This window comes from Actinomadura montaniterrae, from assembly GCF_008923365.1.
GTDB lineage: Bacteria > Actinomycetota > Actinomycetes > Streptosporangiales > Streptosporangiaceae > Spirillospora > Spirillospora montaniterrae.
The window spans coordinates 34,201-52,465 of sequence record NZ_WBMR01000013.1 but is presented as its reverse complement, the minus strand read 5'-3'; the positions used below and the strand labels follow the sequence as shown (position 1 = coordinate 52,465).

Here is an 18,265-nt window from a genome sequence, read left to right as displayed (position 1 = left end):
GGCTTTCCGCCGGGTGGGGCGAGGCGGTCAGTGGACGACGACGCGGACGCGTCCGAGGTCGGGGATCGTGGCGAAGGGGGTGGCGGCGTCGCCGTCGCGTTGGGCGGTGGCGCGCAGGGCCGGGTAGTAGGTGCCGCGCTTCGTGTAGGTGTAGGTCTGCCGGACGCGCATGCTGGGACGGGGCGGGCCGCCGAAGCGTGCGGGCGTGAACGTGCCGCCGCCGGTGAAGTCCCATGCGGTCGCGACGATCCTGCCGGTGCCGGGCGGCGTCTGGATGGTGGCGGTGAAGGTGACGGGCTTGCCTGCGGGGACGTCGATCCGGTGGCGTCCGTCGACGGTCAGGGTGACGACGGGCTGGATCCCATGCCGCTGGGCCGGTGCTGCGGGCACGGTGACCTGGCCGCCGGTGACGCTGTAGCGGGTCGATTGCGGGGGCGCTATGCCCTTTTCGGCCCAGGCGCTGACGTCGCGGAGGGCTTGCTGGAGGATGCCGGTGTAGTCGAGCAGGTTGGTCTCGTGGGCGCCGATGTGGTCGGCGTTGTCGTTGAACCAGACGCGGAACTCGTCGTCGTAGCGGGTTCCCAGGGCGTTCTTCACCTGCTGGGCGTACCAGTCGGCGTCCCAGGGGAACGCGTCGGTGTCGAGCAGGTTCGCGACCTCGATGACCTTGCCGGTGATCTTGCCGGTGTGGGTGCCGCCGCCGCTGACCTCGCCGGAGATGACCGGGCCGATCTCGACGGCGCGTTGCGGGTAGATCGGCTTGCCGGTGGGGTCGCGGAACTGGTCGAAGGCGGTGAACCCGGGCCGCGCCGGGACTTGGTGGCGATGGTAGGTCAGCAGCGCCAGGTTCCAGCGGTTGTCGATGCGCAGCTCGCCACCGGCGGCGATCGCGTCGAGCGTCTCGGAGGAGTTGCCGGTACCGATGGTGAAGGTCCTGGTGGCGGGGTCGAGCGAGCCGGTGACCGCGCCGATCGTGGTGCCGTCGGCGCGGGAGGCGGTGACGTCGAAACCGAGCTTGTTCGGGTCGGCCGGTGCTTTGTCGAGGGTGAGTTTGGTTGGGACGTTGTGGTCGTCCCGCTCCACTTCGGTGATGGTGGCGGTCTGGTCGATGCGCGCGTTGCGGGTCAGGTCGCCGAGGGGTGAGCGCTCGGTGCCGAGATAACCGGGCTTGCTCCAGAAGTCGTCGGCGTAGCTCGGGTCGATGGCGCGGACGGTGCCGGCGAAGCCGAGCAGACCTTGCGGGTCGTCCAGGCCGAGGACGTAGGAGTGGTTCTCCCAGGCCCGCAGCGGGATGCCCATCCGCGTGACCTCGCGCAGCACCGCTTTCTGCGTGGAGGTGAGACCGGCGTAGGGGTTCCCGGATCCGCCGGGACGCACCGCGTCGGCGATCTGCGGTGCCTTGCCGCGCAGCACCAGCCGGGCGAAGGCGCGGACGAAGAAGTTGTTCGGGATCGAGGTCGGCACCCCGGGGATGAACGGCACCGCGCCGTCCCACACGCCGGTGGTGTTCTCCATCGCGCCGATCGTCATGTACGAGCCGCCGCTGCCGCCGTAGACGTAGCCGTGGATCCGGCGGGACGAGCGGTAGTACGTCGCCGCGACGGTGCGGGAGAGCTTGGCGGCGGCCGCGTCGGCGCGGTAGCCCTCGGTCCCGGAGGTCTGGACGGTGTAGGCGCCGCTGTCGGCCCCGAAGGCGATGGACTGCGCGTCGGCGTTCTCGCTTTGCAGCGGGTAGACGAGCTGGAAGAACCTGCCGTCCCAGCGGTTCGCCGGCGGGAGGTAGAGGTTGAACTTGACGTTCGTTCCCTCGAAATGCCCGGACACCTGGTGGTGCGGCACCGGGCTGGTCTGGTCCTTCTCACCGTCGATGACCGGCCGGGCATAGAGCGGGTCGACGCAGTCGGCGGTGACCTGCATCGGGCCGTTGGGCTGCGGCTGCGCGCACTGCGGCGGCGCGGCGGCCGATGCGGACACGCCTGGCACCGCTACCGCGCCCAGCAGGACGACGCTGCCCGTCGCGAGCGCGCGGAGCCCGGTCACCGGGAGTTCGCCTGCGTCGTGGACGACCAGCGGGACCCGGCCTGCTCCAGGGTGAGCGGGCGCTGGTAGGAGAGGTCGGTGGTGTCGCGCGTGCCCTTGAGGTAGCCCTGGTCGGTGAAGAACGGCGACTTCAGGACGGAGGCGTCGGCGGTGAACATGACCTCGACGGTGGAGCGGCGCAGGGCGATCCGCCAGCGGCCGTCGCGGCGTTCGAGGCGGTCGAGGTAGCGGCCGTTGATGATCTGCGCGGTGCGTCCGTCCTTGCCGAGCAGGACGACGAGGGAGTAGCTCTCGCAGTGGGCGGTGTCGCCGTCGATGTCGCAGGTGTGGGTGGTGATGTTGTGCAGGTGGGTGTGCGAGGTCGCGGCGTGGGTGGGGTTGACCCAGGCGGCGTAGTCGGCGCCGGAGTTGGTGGTGTGTCCGTGTTCGTCGGTGGCGTCGGGGTGGTAGGCGCCGGTGATGAGGGCGTCGTCGTGGCGGTCGCAGCCGCGGGCGTGGCGGGCGACGCAGTCGAGGATCTCGGCGCGGTCTTTGAGGTAGCGCACGTCGCGGCGCAGCGCTTCCAGGTCGTCGGTCATCAGGCGACCGCCTCTTCGCCGACGAGGGTGGTGCGGTGCATCAGCCGCCGGGAGGTCGGCTCGAAGGGCAGGGCGCGGTGCAGCATCCCGGTGTTGTCCCAGATGACCAGGTCGCCGCGCCGCCACTGGTGGCGGAGGACGAACTGCGGCTGGGTGGCCCAGTCCAGGAGCCGTTCCAGTAGCGCCTGGCCTTCTTGTCCGGGAAGCTCCATGACCTCGCCGGCGGTGGCTCCGACGAGCAGGGACTTGCGTCCGTTGCTGCGCGTCCAGACCAGCGGGTGGGTGCGGGAGGGCACGCGGTTCCAGGCGGCGCGTTCTTCGTCGGTGGGGGTGGGGTTGGCGCGCAGTTGTGCGGCGGCGAAGCTGTGTACGACGGTGAGGCCGTCGAGGCGTGCCTTCTCCGCCTCGGGCAGGGCCTGGTAGGCGAGGAAGGTGCTGGCGAATTCGGTGTCGCCGCCGGCCGGGTCGACCTCGCGGGCGGTGAGCAGCGTGGCCTTCTGCGGGATCGGGATGGTGGCGCCGTCGATGTGCCAGTGGAAGTTCCCGCGCCGGTAGCCCGCGAGGACGGCGTTGGTCTTGGCCGGGTCGAGGGTGATCGTGTCGATCTCGGGGTGGCGGTGCTCGCTGGTCTTGGCGACCTCGGGTTCGCCGAGCAGGCGGGTGAAGGCGACGAGGTCGTCGTCGCCGATGTCGAGTTCGCGGTAGATCATCACCCCGTGCTCGTTGAGGAGTTCCCGGCAGCGGTCGGCGGCTTCCTGATGCACCAGCTGGTCGCCGGACGCGCCGGTGATCTCCATGCCGAACGGGCTGAGCGGGGTGAACGCAGCGGTCATCGCACCTCCAAGGTAGCTGTACGACCGTATAAGAATGCTTTCGCCGCTTCAAGAGAGCAAGCTTCTCGCTAAAATGCCGACCGACCCGGACCAACGTGGATGTAGAGGGTCTGGACGGAGCAGAAGCCGGAGGCGTCGGAGGCGAAGAACGGCACGCCGTAACCGTCCCGGCCGGTTCCGCGGTGCGATGCCCGCGATCATCAACCAGGGGTGACCGGCTCCACCGAGTCGAGGAACTCCTGGAACTCCTTCACGACCTCGGCGTGCGCCGACGCGATGCCGACGCCCTCCTCCAGCCGGATCAGCTTCGGGATGCCCGTCACCAGGAACAGCAGCGTCCCTTGGGACAGGGGTCCCAGGGTGACGGGTCGCTTGCGGATCGCCTCGTCGAGCGCGTCGATCTGGAGTCGCCGCACCCGCTCGGTCCACTCGGTGATCTCCGCGCGGATCGACTTGCGGTGGTTGCCCAGCGCGAGGAACTCGGTGGTGAGCGCCGCCGCGGACTCGTCCCGGCTGTACTCCCACAGGACGTGCAATGGCTGGTCGGGGCGGGCGCGCAGGGCCTCGGCCAGCTTCTCCAGGTTCTGCTGCGACCGCCGCCGGATGGCCGCGACGAACACCTCGTCTTGGGTCGGGAAGTAGTACTGGACCAGCCCCGGAGTGACGCCGGCCTTGGCGGCGATGGCGCGGTAGGTGACGCCGGCGTAGCCCGCCTCCAGCATCAGCCGTTCGACGCAGTTGAGAATGAGATCCCGCGTCTTGGATGTCTCGGTTCCCACGCGCCGGGGGGATGCCATGCACGACCTCGCTCTCACGCTGCACCGACATTCTTACAGACCGGCAGGTCGCTTGACGCCTCGCTTTCGTCTGCGTGACCGGCGCATCGCGGAGGCTTAGAATAAGGGTCTCGCTTGTGAGAATCGGCCTCTCGTGTAAAAATCAAGCCCTCAGACTGTACGTCTGTACAGGAACGGTGCGCGCTGACCCGGCCTGCGATCGGCACCGAGGAGGCGATCGACATGAGCACGGAGATCCCTGACGACGACCGCAAGAGGAACCGGTACAGGTTCGACCGGCACGCACCCGAGTACCGGCACCGGTTCGAAGCGATCACCCGGGAGATGCACGACCGGTGCCCCATCGCCTGGTCGGACACCTACGGCGGGCACTGGGTGGCGGCCGGCAACCGGGAGGTGTTCGAGCTGGCCGCGCGGTCGGTCGAGTACCTGTCCAACGACCATGACGTCCGCAACGAACGGCGCGGATACAAAGGGATCACCATTCCCACCTCTGAGTTCGCGTCCCAGGGCGGGTTCCTGGAGATGGACCCGCCCGAGCAGCGCCATTACCGGCAGGCCCTCAACCCCTACCTGTCCCCAGCGGCCGTGCAGCGCTGGATCCCGCTGATCGACGAGGTCGTCCGCGCCTGCCTCGACGAGAAGATCGAGGACGGCCGCATCGACTTCGTCGAGGACCTCGCCAACGTCGTCCCGGCCGTGTTCACCCTCGCCATGATGGGGATCCCGCTCAAGAAATGGGCGCTGTACAACGAGCCGGCGCACGCGTCCATCTACACCCCACCGGACTCGCCCGCGATGCATCGGGTCCTGGAAATGCTCATCGAGATGCACCAGGACCTGGTGGCCACCCTCGCGGAAATCCGCGAGAACCCACGTCCCGGGCTGGTGAACGCGCTCATCAACGCCGACATCAACGGCAAGAACCCGCCCGACCACGAACTCGTCGGCGTCCTCACCCTGCTCATCGGCGGCGGCTTCGACACCACCACCGCCCTGACCGCCCACGCCCTGGAATGGCTGTCGGAGAACCCCGCCGGACGGCAGCGCCTCAACGACGAACGCGACACCCTGCTGGACTCGGCGACCGAAGAGTTCCTCCGCTTCTACACCCCCGCTCCCGGGGACGGACGCACCATCTCCGCCGACTGCGAGGTCGCCGGCACCCGCTTCAAAGAGGGAGAGCGCCTGTGGCTGTCGTGGGCCATGGCGAACCGCGACCCGGCCGCGTTCCCTGACCCGCACACGATCCACCTGGCACGCACGGGCAACCGGCACGCCAGCTTCGGCCTCGGCATCCACCGTTGCATCGGCTCCAACGTCGCCCGCACCGTCTTCAAGCGGATGCTCACGCAGGTGCTCGACCGGATGCCCGACTTCGTCTGCGAACCCGGGGGCGCGGTGCACTACGAGACGATCGGCATCATCAACGGCATGCGCAACCTCCCGGCCACCTTCACCCCCGGCCCCAGACTCGGCCCAGGACTCGACGAAACCCTCGAAACCCTCCAACGCGCCTGCGACGAACAACGCCTCGCCGAACCCGTCACCAAACGCAAAGCGAAGGCCCGCCTCTGACCCGTGCGGATATCAGACAGGCCCCTCGCACCAAGGGCAGCCGACCGCCGGGGACCTCACAAACCGATGGCTGACTTGAACCCCATGTAGGAGCCGGCGCCCGGCCAGCCCAAGCGGGCCAGCTCAACGAACCGGTCGCTGAACCCCAGCTCGCCGAGCTTGTCGATGGCCACGAACTCCACACCACGGATCGGGCGGGTGTCGGCGCCGCTCTCGACGTCGCCGACGCGGCCGCCGACGCGCTGGGCGGTGAAAGTCATGTGCACGACATGGGTGTCGCCGCCGGGAAGGTGGTCGCACACGTACAGCAGCCGGCCCGGCACGACCTCGAGTCCGGTCTCCTCACGCACCTCACGGACGAGCGCGGCGCTCAGCGTCTCCCCGTGCTCGACCTTCCCGCCGGGCAGCGACCAGGACCGGCCGGTGCCGGTGTCCTGGTCGAGCAGCAGGATCCGCCCGTCCTCGACGATCACGGCGGTGACCCGGACAGCGATTCGCGCACCCATGAGCGCACCGTACCCCCGCAGGTCACCCGGTGCCCGGCGAACACGGCGAGGCCCTCGTGGTCACGACGGACGGCCTGAGCACCCGCGTGCCACCTGGTCCCAGTACGTCCCGAAATGCATACCTGCCGGTCGCCGACCGGCCCGGCATCCTGGAGGAGGCCACCTTGCCGCCGACGGGGCATTTCCGGCGACGGGGCATTGCCGCCACCTCGTCGCGCCTCGGCAGCCGTTCCCCGGCCTGACCCCCGCTGACCGGTTCAAAGCCGATCTCACTCGGCGCGGCGGTGTCACCCCGACGGCGCGCCGACCGGACGGTTTCCGGTCCCGGAAACGGCGTGATTGGCCAGGCGCAGCGACCGGGGGACGGCACAGCGCCGTCCAATATCGGCCAGAGTGCGAGCAATCTCCCCCTACTGCTCGATGATCTTTTTGACACGCCATTCATTCTTAGGAGGGCACGTGCGCTCTCGTATCCTCGCCGTCCTGCTCGTGGCCTTAGCGGCCCTGCTGGCCCCCGTGGGCTCCGCCAACGCCGCGACGCCGCTGACGGCCACCCTCACCTGCGACGAGGCCACCGGCACGATCTCCGCCCGGCTGTCCGGCGCAGCTTCGACGATGGCCAAGGGCACCCCTGTCATCGTGGACTTCACCGTTGTGGCCGGCTCCTCGGTCACCACCGGGGGCACATCGGCTCAGGACCCGGACCTTGGCAAGCGGCTCGCCAGCGTCCCGACGACGATCGGATCCGACTGGACGGTCAACGTCAACGGCTACACCAAGGCCTGGAACCCCGCCGCCTACAGCTTCTTCACCGAAACCGTCCGGGTCACCTTCCGCACCGCCGACGGCACCCAGCAGTACTCCGGCTACAGGGACGGCACCTGCACCTACGACACCAGAACCCATCTGACCCTGACGTGCGATCCCAGCACCAACACATTCGCCGCGCGCCTGGAGGGCCAGAACTTCCTTCCCGGACAGCAACTCAAGGTGGAGTACTACAACACTCCCGTCTCCCAGGACACCGCAGATAGTCTCCGGTGGAGCACCTCGGCCTACCTGGCCGCTCAGCAGAACTTCACGGCCGCGGACGACGGAAGCTGGGTCAACACGGCCTACACCCAAACCGTCTCGCCGCACTACTACCTGTCCTACGACGTAAGAGCCGAGGTGAAGGAGCAGACGACCAACCGGATCGTCGCCCGCGCCACCGCGTATTGCCTCTACACCGCCCCATGACCTCCCCCATGAGCGCCGAGACCACGACTCCTCGCACGACCTGACAACCCCCGATACGAAAGGCGGCGGTTCAGCGGGGGACGGCCACCAGTGCCATCGGCAGGGCCGAACGCCGGAAGTCGACCAGTGGCCAGAGCAACTGAAGCCGGCCGCCGTGTACGGCCAGCTCGTACCGCCCGCAGAAGTCCCGCCGGTAGCCGCCGGCCGACACCTTCTGGCAGGCGACCGGCCCGCCGTCCAGGTTCAGGGCCAGGCGCAGGTCGAGCCCGGCCCGCGGCAGGAACGCGGCGAGCGAGGGCAGGGAGAAGTAGGCATCGCGGGTGGTGCCGACGATGATCCGTCCGGCACCGTCCTGCCCGAGGAAACTGCGGTTGGCCAGCCATCGCTCGTCGCTGCCTCCGGCCCGGCCATGACCGTCGGCTCCCAGCAGCATCGGGTAGGAGACCATCGCCTGCCTCGTGCCGCCGATGGCCCGCCGCCAGTCGAGACCGGCCAGGTCGACCAGCCGGGCGCTGCCCGGGCCACCCGACCCGTCGGCCACGAACGCCCCGTGCGTGGCCTGGTAGGAAGCAGGACCGAGTCGGTGGCCATCGCTGACGACCGGGGTATCCGGGTGTCCGTGACGGCTGTAGTAGCTGCCGTTGACGACCAGCGATGCCCCGGTCGCCGCCATCCAGTCACCGACGCCCCGGTCGCCTGCCGGGCGATTGAGCACACGGAACCGGTAGTGGGCCGGGTCGATCCGGCTGAGCAGCAGGGCGTCCACGGGTTGCCCGCTCACCCGGACGGGCAGCTCGGCGACTTCCAGCCCGGTGGCGACCTGGTGCCAGCGCACCGGCTCGGATGCGTCAGGCGTGCGCCGTCCTGCCAGCGACAATCGGATCCCCGGGGATAGCCGGGAGTCGTCCGGGCTGACGTCGCCCCAAACATTGGCGCCGCGGCGCAGCATGACGTTGACGGCGTACCAGCCGCCCTTCCCGTACGCGATCCCCACGACCACCGACGCGACCAGGACGGGAGACAGGGCCAGCGCGGCAATCCACCGCCATCGCCACCGTCGCAGAACTCTGGTCCAGATCATGCGACTTATGATGCGTGTCGCTCACAGCCGGTTCGGCGCCGTTGTCTGCTGCGGTTGGCAGGCGCGCTGCTGAGCCTGGGCGCTGCCGAGGGCGCGATGGTCCAGAGCGAGGTCGGCGGGCGTGGGTTCACCAGTCCCGGGTGGCGATCAGCTCCTCGATGTCGGCTCCGTCGAAGTCGTAGGCGGTGGCCACGAACCAGAACTCTTCGCCGATCACATCGCGGGCGACCGTCTCGATCTCGCTGCCGGCCGCCTCGAACTCCGTCTGCAGGGCGTTGAACTGCTCGGTCGCGGCGTGCGTCAGCGTGTAAAGCGCCGCCAGATCGGCGGGCCGGCCGACCTCGATCCGCTCGCACAGACTCAGCAGGATCGCCTCGCCCTTATCGACGAGGTGATCAGGGAAGTACCCGTCGTTGTACATCCCGGTGAGGAACTCGTGTTCGAGCACCTTCTGGTTCGTCACGGCCACCACACTTGCCCCCTTCGTCTGCTGTCCCGGTCTCCATCGCATCCTTCACGGCGTCACTGACAACGACCGTCCTGCTCTCCTCGGACGCGGACGCGGCTGGCCGACGAATCTATGTCCGGCACCACATCGGTGCCGAGTGGTGAACGGGGTTCGTCGGTCGTTCGGGGAAGCGCCAGCGGCGGGTGACCGGTCCCGGGCGCCGACGAGCGGGCGTCTCGCCTAACCCGGTATGTACCCCCGAGGCTGGGTGGGACGGCTACGGTCACGGTCATGAAGATCATCGGCGAGGACGCCGCGTATCGGCTGGCCGGGCCCGGCACGCAGAGGTTCGTGGCCGGTGGCGTCCAGGTGCTGATGGAGCCTGATGGCACGGCCGTCCTGATCACCGAGGCCCCGGAGCGCCTCGAACATCCGTGGCAGGCGCGCGAGGTCGTCCTGCCGTGGCAGCCGGTCGCGTTCGACGAACACACCGGGCTGCTCCTGGAGAACTTCGACGATCTGCGGTGCCGAGTGCTGTTGTGGATGCCCGGGGGCTTGGCGGACTTGGGGTGGGGGCGGGGTTCGCTCAGGTCCACCCATCCCCTGCCCGGCCGCGCGGCCGTTGTCGTCCTTGATGGACCGGTGGACTGGGAGGAGTTGGATCTGCAGCGGTCGTTGCTGGTTCCCGTGGCCGAGCCGGCACCGGTCGGATGGCTGGAGCACGCCTTGACCGATCGGCGCCGAGCGCTGTGGCAGTTCGTGGCGGGTTGGTTCCCGCGCCGGCTGCGTCCCGCCTGGCGGCCCGAGTTTCAAGCTCCGCCGCAGATCGCGGTGCCTCCGGTGCTGGCCGACTTCTACCGGCTTGCCCACCACCATCCTGATCTGCTGGGCCGCAGATTCCACGGCGGGTTCCTGTATCCGTCCGCCGAACTGGAGGTCGACCAGAGCGGAAGGATCCGGCTCGGCAGGGACGGTGACCACGGGCCCGGCTGGCGGCTTGTGCCCGAAGGGGATGATCCGCCGGTATTGGCGGTCCAGCACGAGGAGATACGCGACGACCGGGACGGGTGGCTGAGCGGAATCCACCAGAGGGCGCCGTGGCGTGAGCGGGAGCCTCTGAGTGGTTTCCTACTGCAGTTCGCGCTGTACGCGGCCGCCGCCCACGGGCCCTATCGGGGAGTGGCCTCCACGCTCTCGCGGCGGCAGGCCCTGGCGCTGGTCGGTGGCTGGCAGCGTGTTCCGCTGCAACCACTGCCGGCCGAGCGGGAACCGGTCACCTTCGCCGTGGCGCCCGGCCGCATCGCCTGCCTGTATCCCGGCCCACCAGAGCACAGCGCCCCGGACATCGACGACTGCTGGGTCAGCGTCGCCGCCACCCACCCCGGCCTGCTCAACCCCCTGGACATCGACTGGCACACCTTCACCGGCTGAGCTGGCAACGCACTGGTCGCCCATGCGGCTTCGCCGAAGCCAGAGCGGACCAGGCCGAGGTCTGGTTGGTGGAGCGCTCGACGGGTTTCCACCTGCCGCCAACTGGAAGCGACTGGTCATCACCGGGGCATGGCCCGCTGTAGTCGTCAACGAACTGCTCGGGCCCGATGGATTGTTCACGCTCAAGAGTGCGCTGGCGAATGCCGCCGCCGTGACCGCGTGCGACCGTGATGACGGCGTTGTCAACGGAGGGATCGCCGAACCGCGCCGCTGCCGCTTCGACGCGTCCAAGGTCCCCGGTCTGTCCCCGGTGGAGGCCAAGGCCGTCCAACCTGATCTGAGACGCCCCCGCACTGCAGGCGCGATCGGCAACGGCTCCTGTCGGACCGTGGAAAGGGTCCAGCGCCCTTGCACGCAACGACCGGTACTGGTGTGCCGGAACGGGCCGTCGCGGTACTGGCCTCGCGTTCGCGGCAATGGTTCGGCCGTGATGGCGTCGAACCCGAGGATGGTCACCAGAAGGCGCGGCGGGTGTGGATCTTGGGTTGTGTGTGCGTTTGTGCTGGTCAGGGGTGGCGCGCCCGGCAGGATTCGAACCCGCGACCGTCGGTTTAGAAGACCGATGCTCTATCCAGCTGAGCTACGGGCGCTCGGCGGCCCGGCGGGACGCCGGGACACAGTGTAAGGCTGAGCGTCCTCCGGCTCCACATCCATAACGGTGCCACCAGGGGACGCGTCGGGACGGGGCGGTGGGCGAAGGGTCATATCTTGGGGTGCTGTGGCGGTGGACAGTGAGGTGCCGCTCTCCGGCGGGGACGTGACGGAGGGCGTGGTGCGGGTGGGGGACACGGTGCGCAGGCCGCTTCGGGCGCACAGCGCGGCGGTGCACGGGCTGCTGCGGCACCTGGAGGGGGCCGGGTTCGACGGGGCGCCGCGGGTGCTCGGGGTGGACGGGCGCGGGCGGGAGATCCTCGGCTGGGTGCCGGGGGACGTCCCGCACCGGCCGCTGCCGGAGTACGCGGTGTCGGAGGACGCGCTGCGGGGCGTCGCGGTGCTGCTGCGGCGGTATCACGAGGCGGTGGTCTCGTACGGGGTGCCCGAGGACGGCTGGGACCGGGAGGCGTCCAATCTGGACGGGCCTCCGGAGCTGATCGGGCACTGCGATGTGACGCCGGAGAACGTGGTGTTCCGGGACGGGACGCCGGCGGCGTTGATCGACTTCGATCTGGCGCGGCCGACGACGCGGTTGTACGACGTGGTGACGGCGCTGCGGCACTGGGCGCCGATCGCCGATCCGGCGGACCGGGACGCGCTGCTCTACGGGGCGGACGTCGCGCGGCGGGTGCGGATCTTCTGCGACGCGTACGGGCTGGACCGGGAGCGGCGGCGGGAGGTGCTGCCGGCGGCGCGGGTGCGGTTCGAGCGGTCGTACGAGGCGATGCGGGCGAGGGCGGCCGGAGGCGGCGGCTGGGCGCGGATCTGGCAGGGTGGGGCGGGCCCGCGGATCCGGCGGGCGCAGGACTGGTTGGAGCGTCACTGGGATGAGCTTGATGCGCGGCTCTGCTGAGGGGCTGGTTCTTGGGGTGGCGCTGGACGCGCTTCTGGGGGATCCGCGGAGGGGGCATCCGGTCGCGGGGTTCGGGCGATTGGCGGCGAGGTTCGAGCGGGTCGTTTATCGGGATTCGCGGGCGGCGGGCGTTGTTCATGCCGGGGTTCTGGTGGGCGGTGCCGTGGCTTCGGGGGTTCTGCTGGAGCGGGTGGCGCGGGGGCCTTTGAGGATCGTGGTCACGGCTGCCGCCACGTGGGCTGTTCTGGGCGGGACGTCTTTGGGGCGTGAAGGGATCGCCATGGAGCGGATTCTGGAGGACGGCGACTTGGAGGCCGCGCGGGGGCGGCTTTCGCATTTGTGCGCGCGGGATCCCAAGGGATTGGACGAGGCGGCATTGGCGCGGGCGACCGTGGAATCGGTGGCGGAGAACACGTCGGACGCGGCCATCGCCCCGCTGGTGTGGGGGGCCGTGGGCGGTGTTCCGGGGCTGCTAGCGTATCGGGCCGTCAACACTCTGGACGCGATGGTCGGCTACCGGAATCCGCGCTATGAGCGGTTCGGGTGGGCGGCGGCGCGGTTGGACGACGCGGCGAACTGGGTTCCGGCGCGGCTGACGGGAATGCTCGTCGTCCTTTGCTCGGGACGGGGCGCCTGGCGGGTGCTGCGGCGGGACGGCGGCAATCATCCGAGCCCCAACGCGGGACGGTGCGAGGCCGCGTTCGCGGGGGCGTTGGGTGTGAGGCTGGGCGGGACGAATTCGTACGGAGGCGCGGTGGAGCATCGGCCGGAAATGGGAGACGGGCGGGCTCCGGAGGTCCGCGATATAGGCAGGGCGGTGCGGTTGTCGGCGGCGGTGACGTTCGCGGCGGCGGCGCTGGTGTGGGGGCTGCGGTGAGCGGCGGTCTGCTGGTCGCGGGGACGACGTCCGACGCGGGGAAGAGCGTGGTGACCGCCGGGTTGTGCCGGTGGCTGGCGCGGCGGGGCGTGAAGGTGGCGCCGTTCAAGGCGCAGAACATGTCGCTGAACTCGATGGTGACGGCGGACGGCGCCGAGATGGGGCGGGCGCAGTACATGCAGGCGCAGGCGGCCGGGGTGGAGCCGCGCGCGGTGATGAACCCGGTGCTGCTGAAGCCGGGCAGCGACCGGCGCAGCCAGGTCGTGGTGCTGGGCCGGCCGGTCGCCGAGGTGGACGCGCTCCAGTACGGCGACCACAAGGAATGGCTGCGCGGCGTCGTGAAGGAGAGCCTGGACGAGCTCCGGAGCGAGTACGAGGTGGTGGTCTGCGAGGGCGCGGGGAGCCCGGCGGAGATCAATCTGCGGGCCGGGGACATCGTCAACATGGGGCTCGCGAGAATGGCGGACCTGCCGGTCGTCGTGGTCGGGGACATCGACCGGGGCGGGGTGTTCGCGTCGCTGTTCGGGACCGTGGCCCTGCTGGAGCCGGCCGATCAGGCGCTCGTCGCGGGTTTCGTCGTCAACAAGTTCCGGGGCGCGAAGGAACTGCTGGAGCCGGGGCTCGAGCAGTTGCGGCGGCTCACCGGGCGTCCCGTGCTGGGCGTGCTGCCGTGGACGCTCGGGCTTTACCTGGATTCCGAGGACACGCTCGCCCTGGACGCGCCGCGTCCGGACGCCGCCGCGCCTTTCGGGAGGCAGACGCTGCGGATCGCGGTCGTGCGGTTCCCGCGCATTTCGAATTTCACCGACATGGACGCGCTGGCGTGCGAGCCGGGCGTCGTGGTGCGCTATGCGGCCAGCCCGGGGGATCTCGCGGAGGCCGATCTCGTCGTGCTGCCGGGGACGCGGGCGACGGTCAGCGACCTGGCGTGGCTGCGCGAGCGCGGAATGGCGGACGAGGTCGTGCGGCGGGCCCGGGAAGGGCGTCCGGTGCTCGGCATCTGCGGCGGCCACCAGATGCTCGCGAAGCGGATCGAGGACCCCGTGGAATCGGGGACCGGGCTCGTCGAAGGGCTCGGCCTGCTGCCTGCGAGGGTCGTTTTCGAGAGCGACAAGACGCTCGGACGGCCGCGAGGAAGCGCCTATGGCGAGAACGTCGACGGCTACGAGATCCACCACGGCATCGTGTCCGTGGAAGGCGGCGAGCCATTCCTCGACGGGTGCCGTGTGGGCGCCGTCTGGGGGACGACGTGGCACGGCACCATGGAGAACGACGGATTCCGGCGGGCGTTCCTGAAGGACGTCGCGGAAACGGCCGGGCGCGATTTCACCCCGGCGCCGGACGTCGGGTTCGCCGCGTTGCGGGAGGCGACCTTCGACGCGCTCGGCGACCTCGTCGAGGAGCATCTCGACACCGACGCCGTGTGGCGGCTCATCGAGAAGGGCGCGCCGGGCGATCTGCCCGTGGTGCCGCCAGGCGGCGCACCGGCTATTTGACGAGTCCCTGTTCGCGCATCCAGTCGCGGGCGACGAGCACCGGGTCGTCTCCGTTCACGTCGACCTTGCTGTTGAGGTTCCGCATGACGGTCGTCGTCAGCCTCGGGCTGATCTTCGCGAAGAGGCCCGTGAGTTCGGGATGCGCGCGCAGCACCGAGTCGCGGACGGTGATGGCCGGGTTGTAGTTCGGGAAGAAGTGCTTGCTGTCGCCGAGGACGTGCAGGTGGAGAGCCTGGATGCGGCCGTCGGTGGTGAACACCTCGCCGAAGGTGCATTTCCCGCTCGACGTGGCGTTGTAGACGACGCCCGATGACATCTGCCGCACGTTCGTGGCGGGGACGCTCGACCCGTAGGACAGCCCGTACGCCTTGAGCATTCCGCGCAGGCCGTCGTTGCGGGCGAAGAATTCGGGGTCGACGCAGAACGTCCGCTGCCCCGCCGGCACCTTCACCATGTCGGACAGGTCGGTGAGCCCGAACCGTTTCTGGTTCGCGGTCGTGACGGCCATCGCATAGGTGTTGTTGAGCGGCGCCGGAGGCGCCAGCCACGCGATGTGGTTGCGTTTCATGTCCAGGTCGCGGACGGCCTCGAACTGCTTCTGCGGGTCCGGGATCGGGTTCTCCTGCCCGAGGTAGGTGATCCAGCCGGTGCCGGTGTACTCCCAGGCGAGGTCGTTGTCGCCGCTGGTGATGGACTTGCGGGCGGTGACGCTGCCCTGCACGTTGGTGTGGTCGACCGCGTTCGCGCCGGCGGCGGTGAGCGCCAGCACCGCGATCTTGCCGAGGATGATCTGCTCGGTGAACTCCTTCGAGGTGACGCGGATCGTCGCGTCCTTCAGGTCCGGGATGGGGCGGATGCCGGCGGGCTCGATGTGCGGGATGAACGCCGAGGCCGGCTTGAGCCCGCACCCTGTGAGCGCGAGGACCGGCGCCAGCGCCGCCGCGAGGAGCCGCCGCCGCATCACAGCCCCTTCGGCGCCAGCAGCCGGGTCGCCATCCCGCCGAGCCAGTCGATGAGCAGCGCGAGCAGCGCGATGAGGACGCAGCCGGTGAGCAGCACCGGGGTGCGCTGCGTGCTGACGCCGCTGGTGATGAGGTCGCCGAGGCCGCCGCCGCTGATGAACGCGGCGATGCTGGCCGTCCCGACCATGAGCACGAGCGTGGTGCGGATCCCGGCGAGGATGACCGGCACGGCGAGGGGCAGCTCGACGCGGCGCAGCACCGTGCCCGGCGACATCCCGATGCCGCGCCCCGCGTCGGTGAGGGTCGGGTCGACCTGCTGGAGGCCGACCATGGTGTTGCGGAGCGCCGGCAGCACCCCGTAGGCGACGAGCGCGACGACGGCCGTCCAGAAGCCGATGCCCCAGATGACGGCGAGCAGCACCACGACGCCGATCGCGGGCGCGGACTGCCCGATGTTGGCGACCGCCAGCACGAACGGCGTCGCCGGACGCGCCCACCGGCGGCTCAGCAGGACGCCGAGCGGGATCGCGATCACCAGGACGGCGAGCGTCGACACGACGGTCAGCTCGATGTGCTCCCACGTCTTCTGCCCGACGTACCGGGTCGCGAGGCTGCGCCGGGCGATGCTGTCGAGGTCCGAGTTCTCCACGTACAGCAGCCACGCGGCGCCGATCAGGACGATCGCGACCGGCTCCAGCCACGACCGCCAGGACCGCCCGGTCGGGGTGTGCAGCGACTCGCGCGGCTCCCCGGCGGCGGCCGGGTTCTCCGCCGGCGCCTCCCCGGACGGCGCCGCGGCGGCGGGCGGCGGGCCCCCGCTCACGAGGGCCGCCGCCGGGTCCGCGCGCGGTCCTTCATGTCCTTGATCGCGTTCTGCAGGGTGCCGAGGGTGACCGTGCCGCGGTAGACGCCGCGCGGCCCGACGACCGGCACCCACTCGTGCTCGATCTGGATCAGCGTCTCGAGGGCCTGCTGGAGGGTGTCGCGGGCCCGGATCGGCGGCGCGACGGCCATGCCGCGCTCGCCGATCGGCCCGCTGACGCCCTCCACGTCCTCCGGGTGCGCCCACCGGACGGGACGGTCCCGCTCGTCCAGGACGATCGCGAAGCCGATCTCGCTGTCCTCGATCCGGCGCCGGACGTCCGCCGCGTCGTCGCCGGTCCGCGCCCGCGGGACGTCCTGCAGCGGGACGTCCGCGACCCGGCTGAACTGCAGCAGCCGCATCGCCTGCCCGCCGCCGAGGAACTGCTCGACGTACGCGTCCGCCGGGTTCAGCAGGATCTCCTGCGGCGTCGCGTACTGCGCGACCCGCGAGCCCTTGTCGAGGATCGCGATGCGGTCGCCGAGCTTGAGGGCCTCGTCGATGTCGTGGGTGACGAACACGATCGTCTTGCCGAGCTCCTCCTGGAGCCGCAGCAGCGAGTCCTGCAGGTTGCCGCGGGTGATCGGGTCGAGGGCGCCGAACGGCTCGTCCATCAGCATGGCGGGCGGGTCGGCGCCGAGCGCGCGCGCGACGCCGACGCGCTGCTGCTGGCCGCCGGACAGCTCGCGCGGATACCGGTCGCGGTACTGCGCGGGGTCGAGGTCGACGAGTTCGAGCAGCTCGTCGACGCGCTCCGCGATCCGCTTCTTGTCCCACTTCAGCATCTGCGGGACGAGTCCGACGTTCGTCGCGACCGTCATGTGCGGGAACAGCCCGGCGTTCTGGATCACGTAGCCGATGTGCCGGCGCAGCTCGGTCGGGTCGAGGCCCATCGCGTCCTGCCCGGCCACGATGATCTTCCCGGAGGTCGGCTCGATCAGCCGGTTGATGAGCCGCATCATCGTGGTCTTGCCGCTGCCGGACGGGCCGAGCAGCACGACGATCTCGCCGCTGCGGATCGTCATCGTGACGTCGTCGACGGCGGGCGTGCCCTGTCCCGGGTACCGCTTGGTGACGTTGATCAGCCGGATCCCGCCGCGGCCCGCGCCGTCGTCCTCGGCGGCCGTCGCCGGGCCGCCGGCCTCCCGCGCCCCGCCGGCCTCCCGCGCGCCGCCGTCAGACACGGACGCCCCGCGGGGTCGTCAGCCGCCCGATCAGCACGAAGCAGCCGTCGAACAGCAGCGCCAGGATGATGATCAGGACCGTCCCGGCGAGCGTCATGTTGATCGCGTTGGCGCCGCCCAGCCGGGCCAGCCCGGAGAAGATCTGCTCGCCGAGCCCGGGCCCGGACACGTACGCGGCGATCGCGCCGATCCCCATCGCGAGCTGCGTGCTCACCCGGACGCCGGTGAGGATCACCGGCCACGCGAGCGGCAGCTCGACGCGCAGCAGGATCGCGGTGCGGGTCATCCCGATGCCGCGCGCCGCGTCCACCAGCGTCCGGTCGACGCCGGCCAGCCCGACGATCGTGTTCCGCACGATCGGCAGCAGCGAGTACAGGGTCAGCGCGACGACGCTCGGCGCCACCCCGAGCCCGAGCGGCGTGATGAGCAGGCCGAGCAGCGCCAGCGACGGCACCGTGAAGATCACCCCGGCGGTGCTGGTGGCCACCGCGGACAGCCGGCCGCTGCGGTAGACGGCGAGCCCGATCAGCAGCCCGAGCACCAGCGCGGCCAGCACGCACTGGAACACCATGCTGGCGTGCTGCCACGTCTCGAACTGGAGCCGCTCGCGCCGGCTGTCCAGATACTCCCAGAAGTTCACGTCCCCTCCGCCGTGATCACTACCCACCGTCCCCGCCCGATCACACCCGCGTCACGCGGGGCAGTCCGGCCCCGCTCGCACCCGTACTAAGCTCGTCCCTCAACGACCTCAGCGTTGCGATCGCGTGCGAAGCAATGAGTACGGAG

At 70.2% G+C, this 18,265-nt stretch carries 17 protein-coding genes and 1 tRNA gene; 6 read left to right on the top strand and 12 right to left on the bottom strand.

Features of this window, described 5'->3' with window-relative positions; translation table 11 throughout:
* Positions 1 to 27: 27 nt before the first annotated feature.
* From F9B16_RS07365 to F9B16_RS07350, 4 genes are all read right to left on the bottom strand, one after another.
* Positions 28 to 2,040 (bottom strand): PKD domain-containing protein, encoded by a 2,013-nt coding sequence (locus F9B16_RS07365; RefSeq protein WP_225991438.1) that lies wholly within the window; start codon positions 2,038 to 2,040, stop codon positions 28 to 30.
* Positions 2,037 to 2,618, bottom strand: a complete 582-nt coding sequence (locus tag F9B16_RS07360) for a nuclear transport factor 2 family protein (protein ID WP_151539215.1) — start codon at positions 2,616 to 2,618, stop codon at positions 2,037 to 2,039. The genes F9B16_RS07365 and F9B16_RS07360 overlap by 4 nt, the downstream gene beginning before the upstream one ends.
* Positions 2,618 to 3,451: a TauD/TfdA dioxygenase family protein gene (locus tag F9B16_RS07355; RefSeq protein WP_151539214.1), complete on the bottom strand. Its 834-nt coding sequence runs from the start codon at positions 3,449 to 3,451 to the stop codon at positions 2,618 to 2,620. Before F9B16_RS07355 ends, F9B16_RS07360 begins: the two co-directional genes overlap by 1 nt.
* 200 nt (positions 3,452 to 3,651) lie before the next feature.
* Positions 3,652 to 4,230, bottom strand: coding sequence for a TetR/AcrR family transcriptional regulator (locus F9B16_RS07350; protein WP_225991437.1), 579 nt, complete (start codon positions 4,228 to 4,230; stop codon positions 3,652 to 3,654).
* A 240-nt stretch (positions 4,231 to 4,470) separates the two neighbouring features.
* Between F9B16_RS07350 and F9B16_RS07345 the strand changes: the two genes are divergently transcribed.
* Positions 4,471 to 5,826 (top strand): cytochrome P450, encoded by a 1,356-nt coding sequence (locus tag F9B16_RS07345; protein WP_151539212.1) that lies wholly within the window; start codon positions 4,471 to 4,473, stop codon positions 5,824 to 5,826.
* A gap of 56 nt (positions 5,827 to 5,882) precedes the next feature.
* Here F9B16_RS07345 and F9B16_RS07340 read toward each other — a convergent pair whose 3' ends face one another.
* A complete protein-coding gene (locus tag F9B16_RS07340) occupies positions 5,883 to 6,332 on the bottom strand; it encodes an NUDIX domain-containing protein (RefSeq protein ID WP_151539211.1) in 450 nt (149 codons plus the stop codon).
* Positions 6,333 to 6,791: 459 nt separating this feature from the next.
* Here F9B16_RS07340 and F9B16_RS07335 point away from each other — a divergent pair, with 459 nt between their 5' ends.
* Positions 6,792 to 7,571: a hypothetical protein gene (locus F9B16_RS07335; RefSeq protein WP_151539210.1), complete on the top strand. Its 780-nt coding sequence runs from the start codon at positions 6,792 to 6,794 to the stop codon at positions 7,569 to 7,571.
* A 70-nt stretch (positions 7,572 to 7,641) separates the two neighbouring features.
* Here the strand turns inward: F9B16_RS07335 and F9B16_RS07330 are convergent, their stop codons facing one another.
* Together F9B16_RS07330 and F9B16_RS07325 are read right to left on the bottom strand one after the other, a co-directional pair.
* Positions 7,642 to 8,652, bottom strand: coding sequence for a phosphodiester glycosidase family protein (locus F9B16_RS07330; RefSeq protein ID WP_151539209.1), 1,011 nt, complete (start codon positions 8,650 to 8,652; stop codon positions 7,642 to 7,644).
* Positions 8,653 to 8,779: 127 nt separating this feature from the next.
* Positions 8,780 to 9,115 carry a DUF5713 family protein gene (locus F9B16_RS07325; protein ID WP_404800478.1) on the bottom strand — a complete coding sequence of 112 codons (336 nt, stop codon included), beginning with the start codon at positions 9,113 to 9,115 and terminating at the stop codon, positions 8,780 to 8,782.
* Positions 9,116 to 9,391: 276 nt separating this feature from the next.
* Between F9B16_RS07325 and F9B16_RS07320 the strand changes: the two genes are divergently transcribed.
* Positions 9,392 to 10,531, top strand: coding sequence for a hypothetical protein (locus F9B16_RS07320; protein WP_151539208.1), 1,140 nt, complete (start codon positions 9,392 to 9,394; stop codon positions 10,529 to 10,531).
* A gap of 573 nt (positions 10,532 to 11,104) precedes the next feature.
* On the opposite strand, the gene F9B16_RS07310 is transcribed toward F9B16_RS07320, so the two are convergent.
* A tRNA-Arg gene (locus tag F9B16_RS07310) sits at positions 11,105 to 11,181 on the bottom strand.
* Between the two features lie 128 nt (positions 11,182 to 11,309).
* Here F9B16_RS07310 and F9B16_RS07305 point away from each other — a divergent pair.
* From F9B16_RS07305 to F9B16_RS07295, 3 genes are read left to right on the top strand one after another with little or no spacing between them, the layout of a single operon-like run.
* Positions 11,310 to 12,098, top strand: coding sequence for a phosphotransferase (locus F9B16_RS07305; RefSeq protein ID WP_225991436.1), 789 nt, complete (start codon positions 11,310 to 11,312; stop codon positions 12,096 to 12,098).
* Positions 12,073 to 12,975, top strand: coding sequence for a cobalamin biosynthesis protein (locus F9B16_RS07300; RefSeq protein WP_225991435.1), 903 nt, complete (start codon positions 12,073 to 12,075; stop codon positions 12,973 to 12,975). The genes F9B16_RS07305 and F9B16_RS07300 overlap by 26 nt, the downstream gene beginning before the upstream one ends.
* The gene (locus F9B16_RS07295; RefSeq protein WP_151539207.1) at positions 12,972 to 14,471 is read left to right on the top strand and encodes a cobyric acid synthase; all 1,500 of its coding nucleotides are present in this window, start codon (positions 12,972 to 12,974) and stop codon (positions 14,469 to 14,471) included. The genes F9B16_RS07300 and F9B16_RS07295 overlap by 4 nt, the downstream gene beginning before the upstream one ends.
* Here F9B16_RS07295 and F9B16_RS07290 read toward each other — a convergent pair.
* From F9B16_RS07290 to F9B16_RS07275, 4 genes are read right to left on the bottom strand one after another with little or no spacing between them, the layout of a single operon-like run.
* Positions 14,464 to 15,432 (bottom strand): glycine betaine ABC transporter substrate-binding protein, encoded by a 969-nt coding sequence (locus F9B16_RS07290; RefSeq protein WP_151539206.1) that lies wholly within the window; start codon positions 15,430 to 15,432, stop codon positions 14,464 to 14,466. The two genes, F9B16_RS07295 and F9B16_RS07290, sit on opposite strands and share 8 nt — an antisense overlap.
* The gene (locus tag F9B16_RS07285) at positions 15,432 to 16,256 is read right to left on the bottom strand and encodes an ABC transporter permease (RefSeq protein ID WP_151539205.1); all 825 of its coding nucleotides are present in this window, start codon (positions 16,254 to 16,256) and stop codon (positions 15,432 to 15,434) included. Before F9B16_RS07285 ends, F9B16_RS07290 begins: the two co-directional genes overlap by 1 nt.
* Positions 16,253 to 17,479 carry an ABC transporter ATP-binding protein gene (locus tag F9B16_RS07280; protein ID WP_318839219.1) on the bottom strand — a complete coding sequence of 409 codons (1,227 nt, stop codon included), beginning with the start codon at positions 17,477 to 17,479 and terminating at the stop codon, positions 16,253 to 16,255. The genes F9B16_RS07285 and F9B16_RS07280 overlap by 4 nt, the downstream gene beginning before the upstream one ends.
* Positions 17,472 to 18,119 carry an ABC transporter permease gene (locus F9B16_RS07275; RefSeq protein ID WP_151539204.1) on the bottom strand — a complete coding sequence of 216 codons (648 nt, stop codon included), beginning with the start codon at positions 18,117 to 18,119 and terminating at the stop codon, positions 17,472 to 17,474. The genes F9B16_RS07280 and F9B16_RS07275 overlap by 8 nt, the downstream gene beginning before the upstream one ends.
* Positions 18,120 to 18,265: the final 146 nt, after the last annotated feature.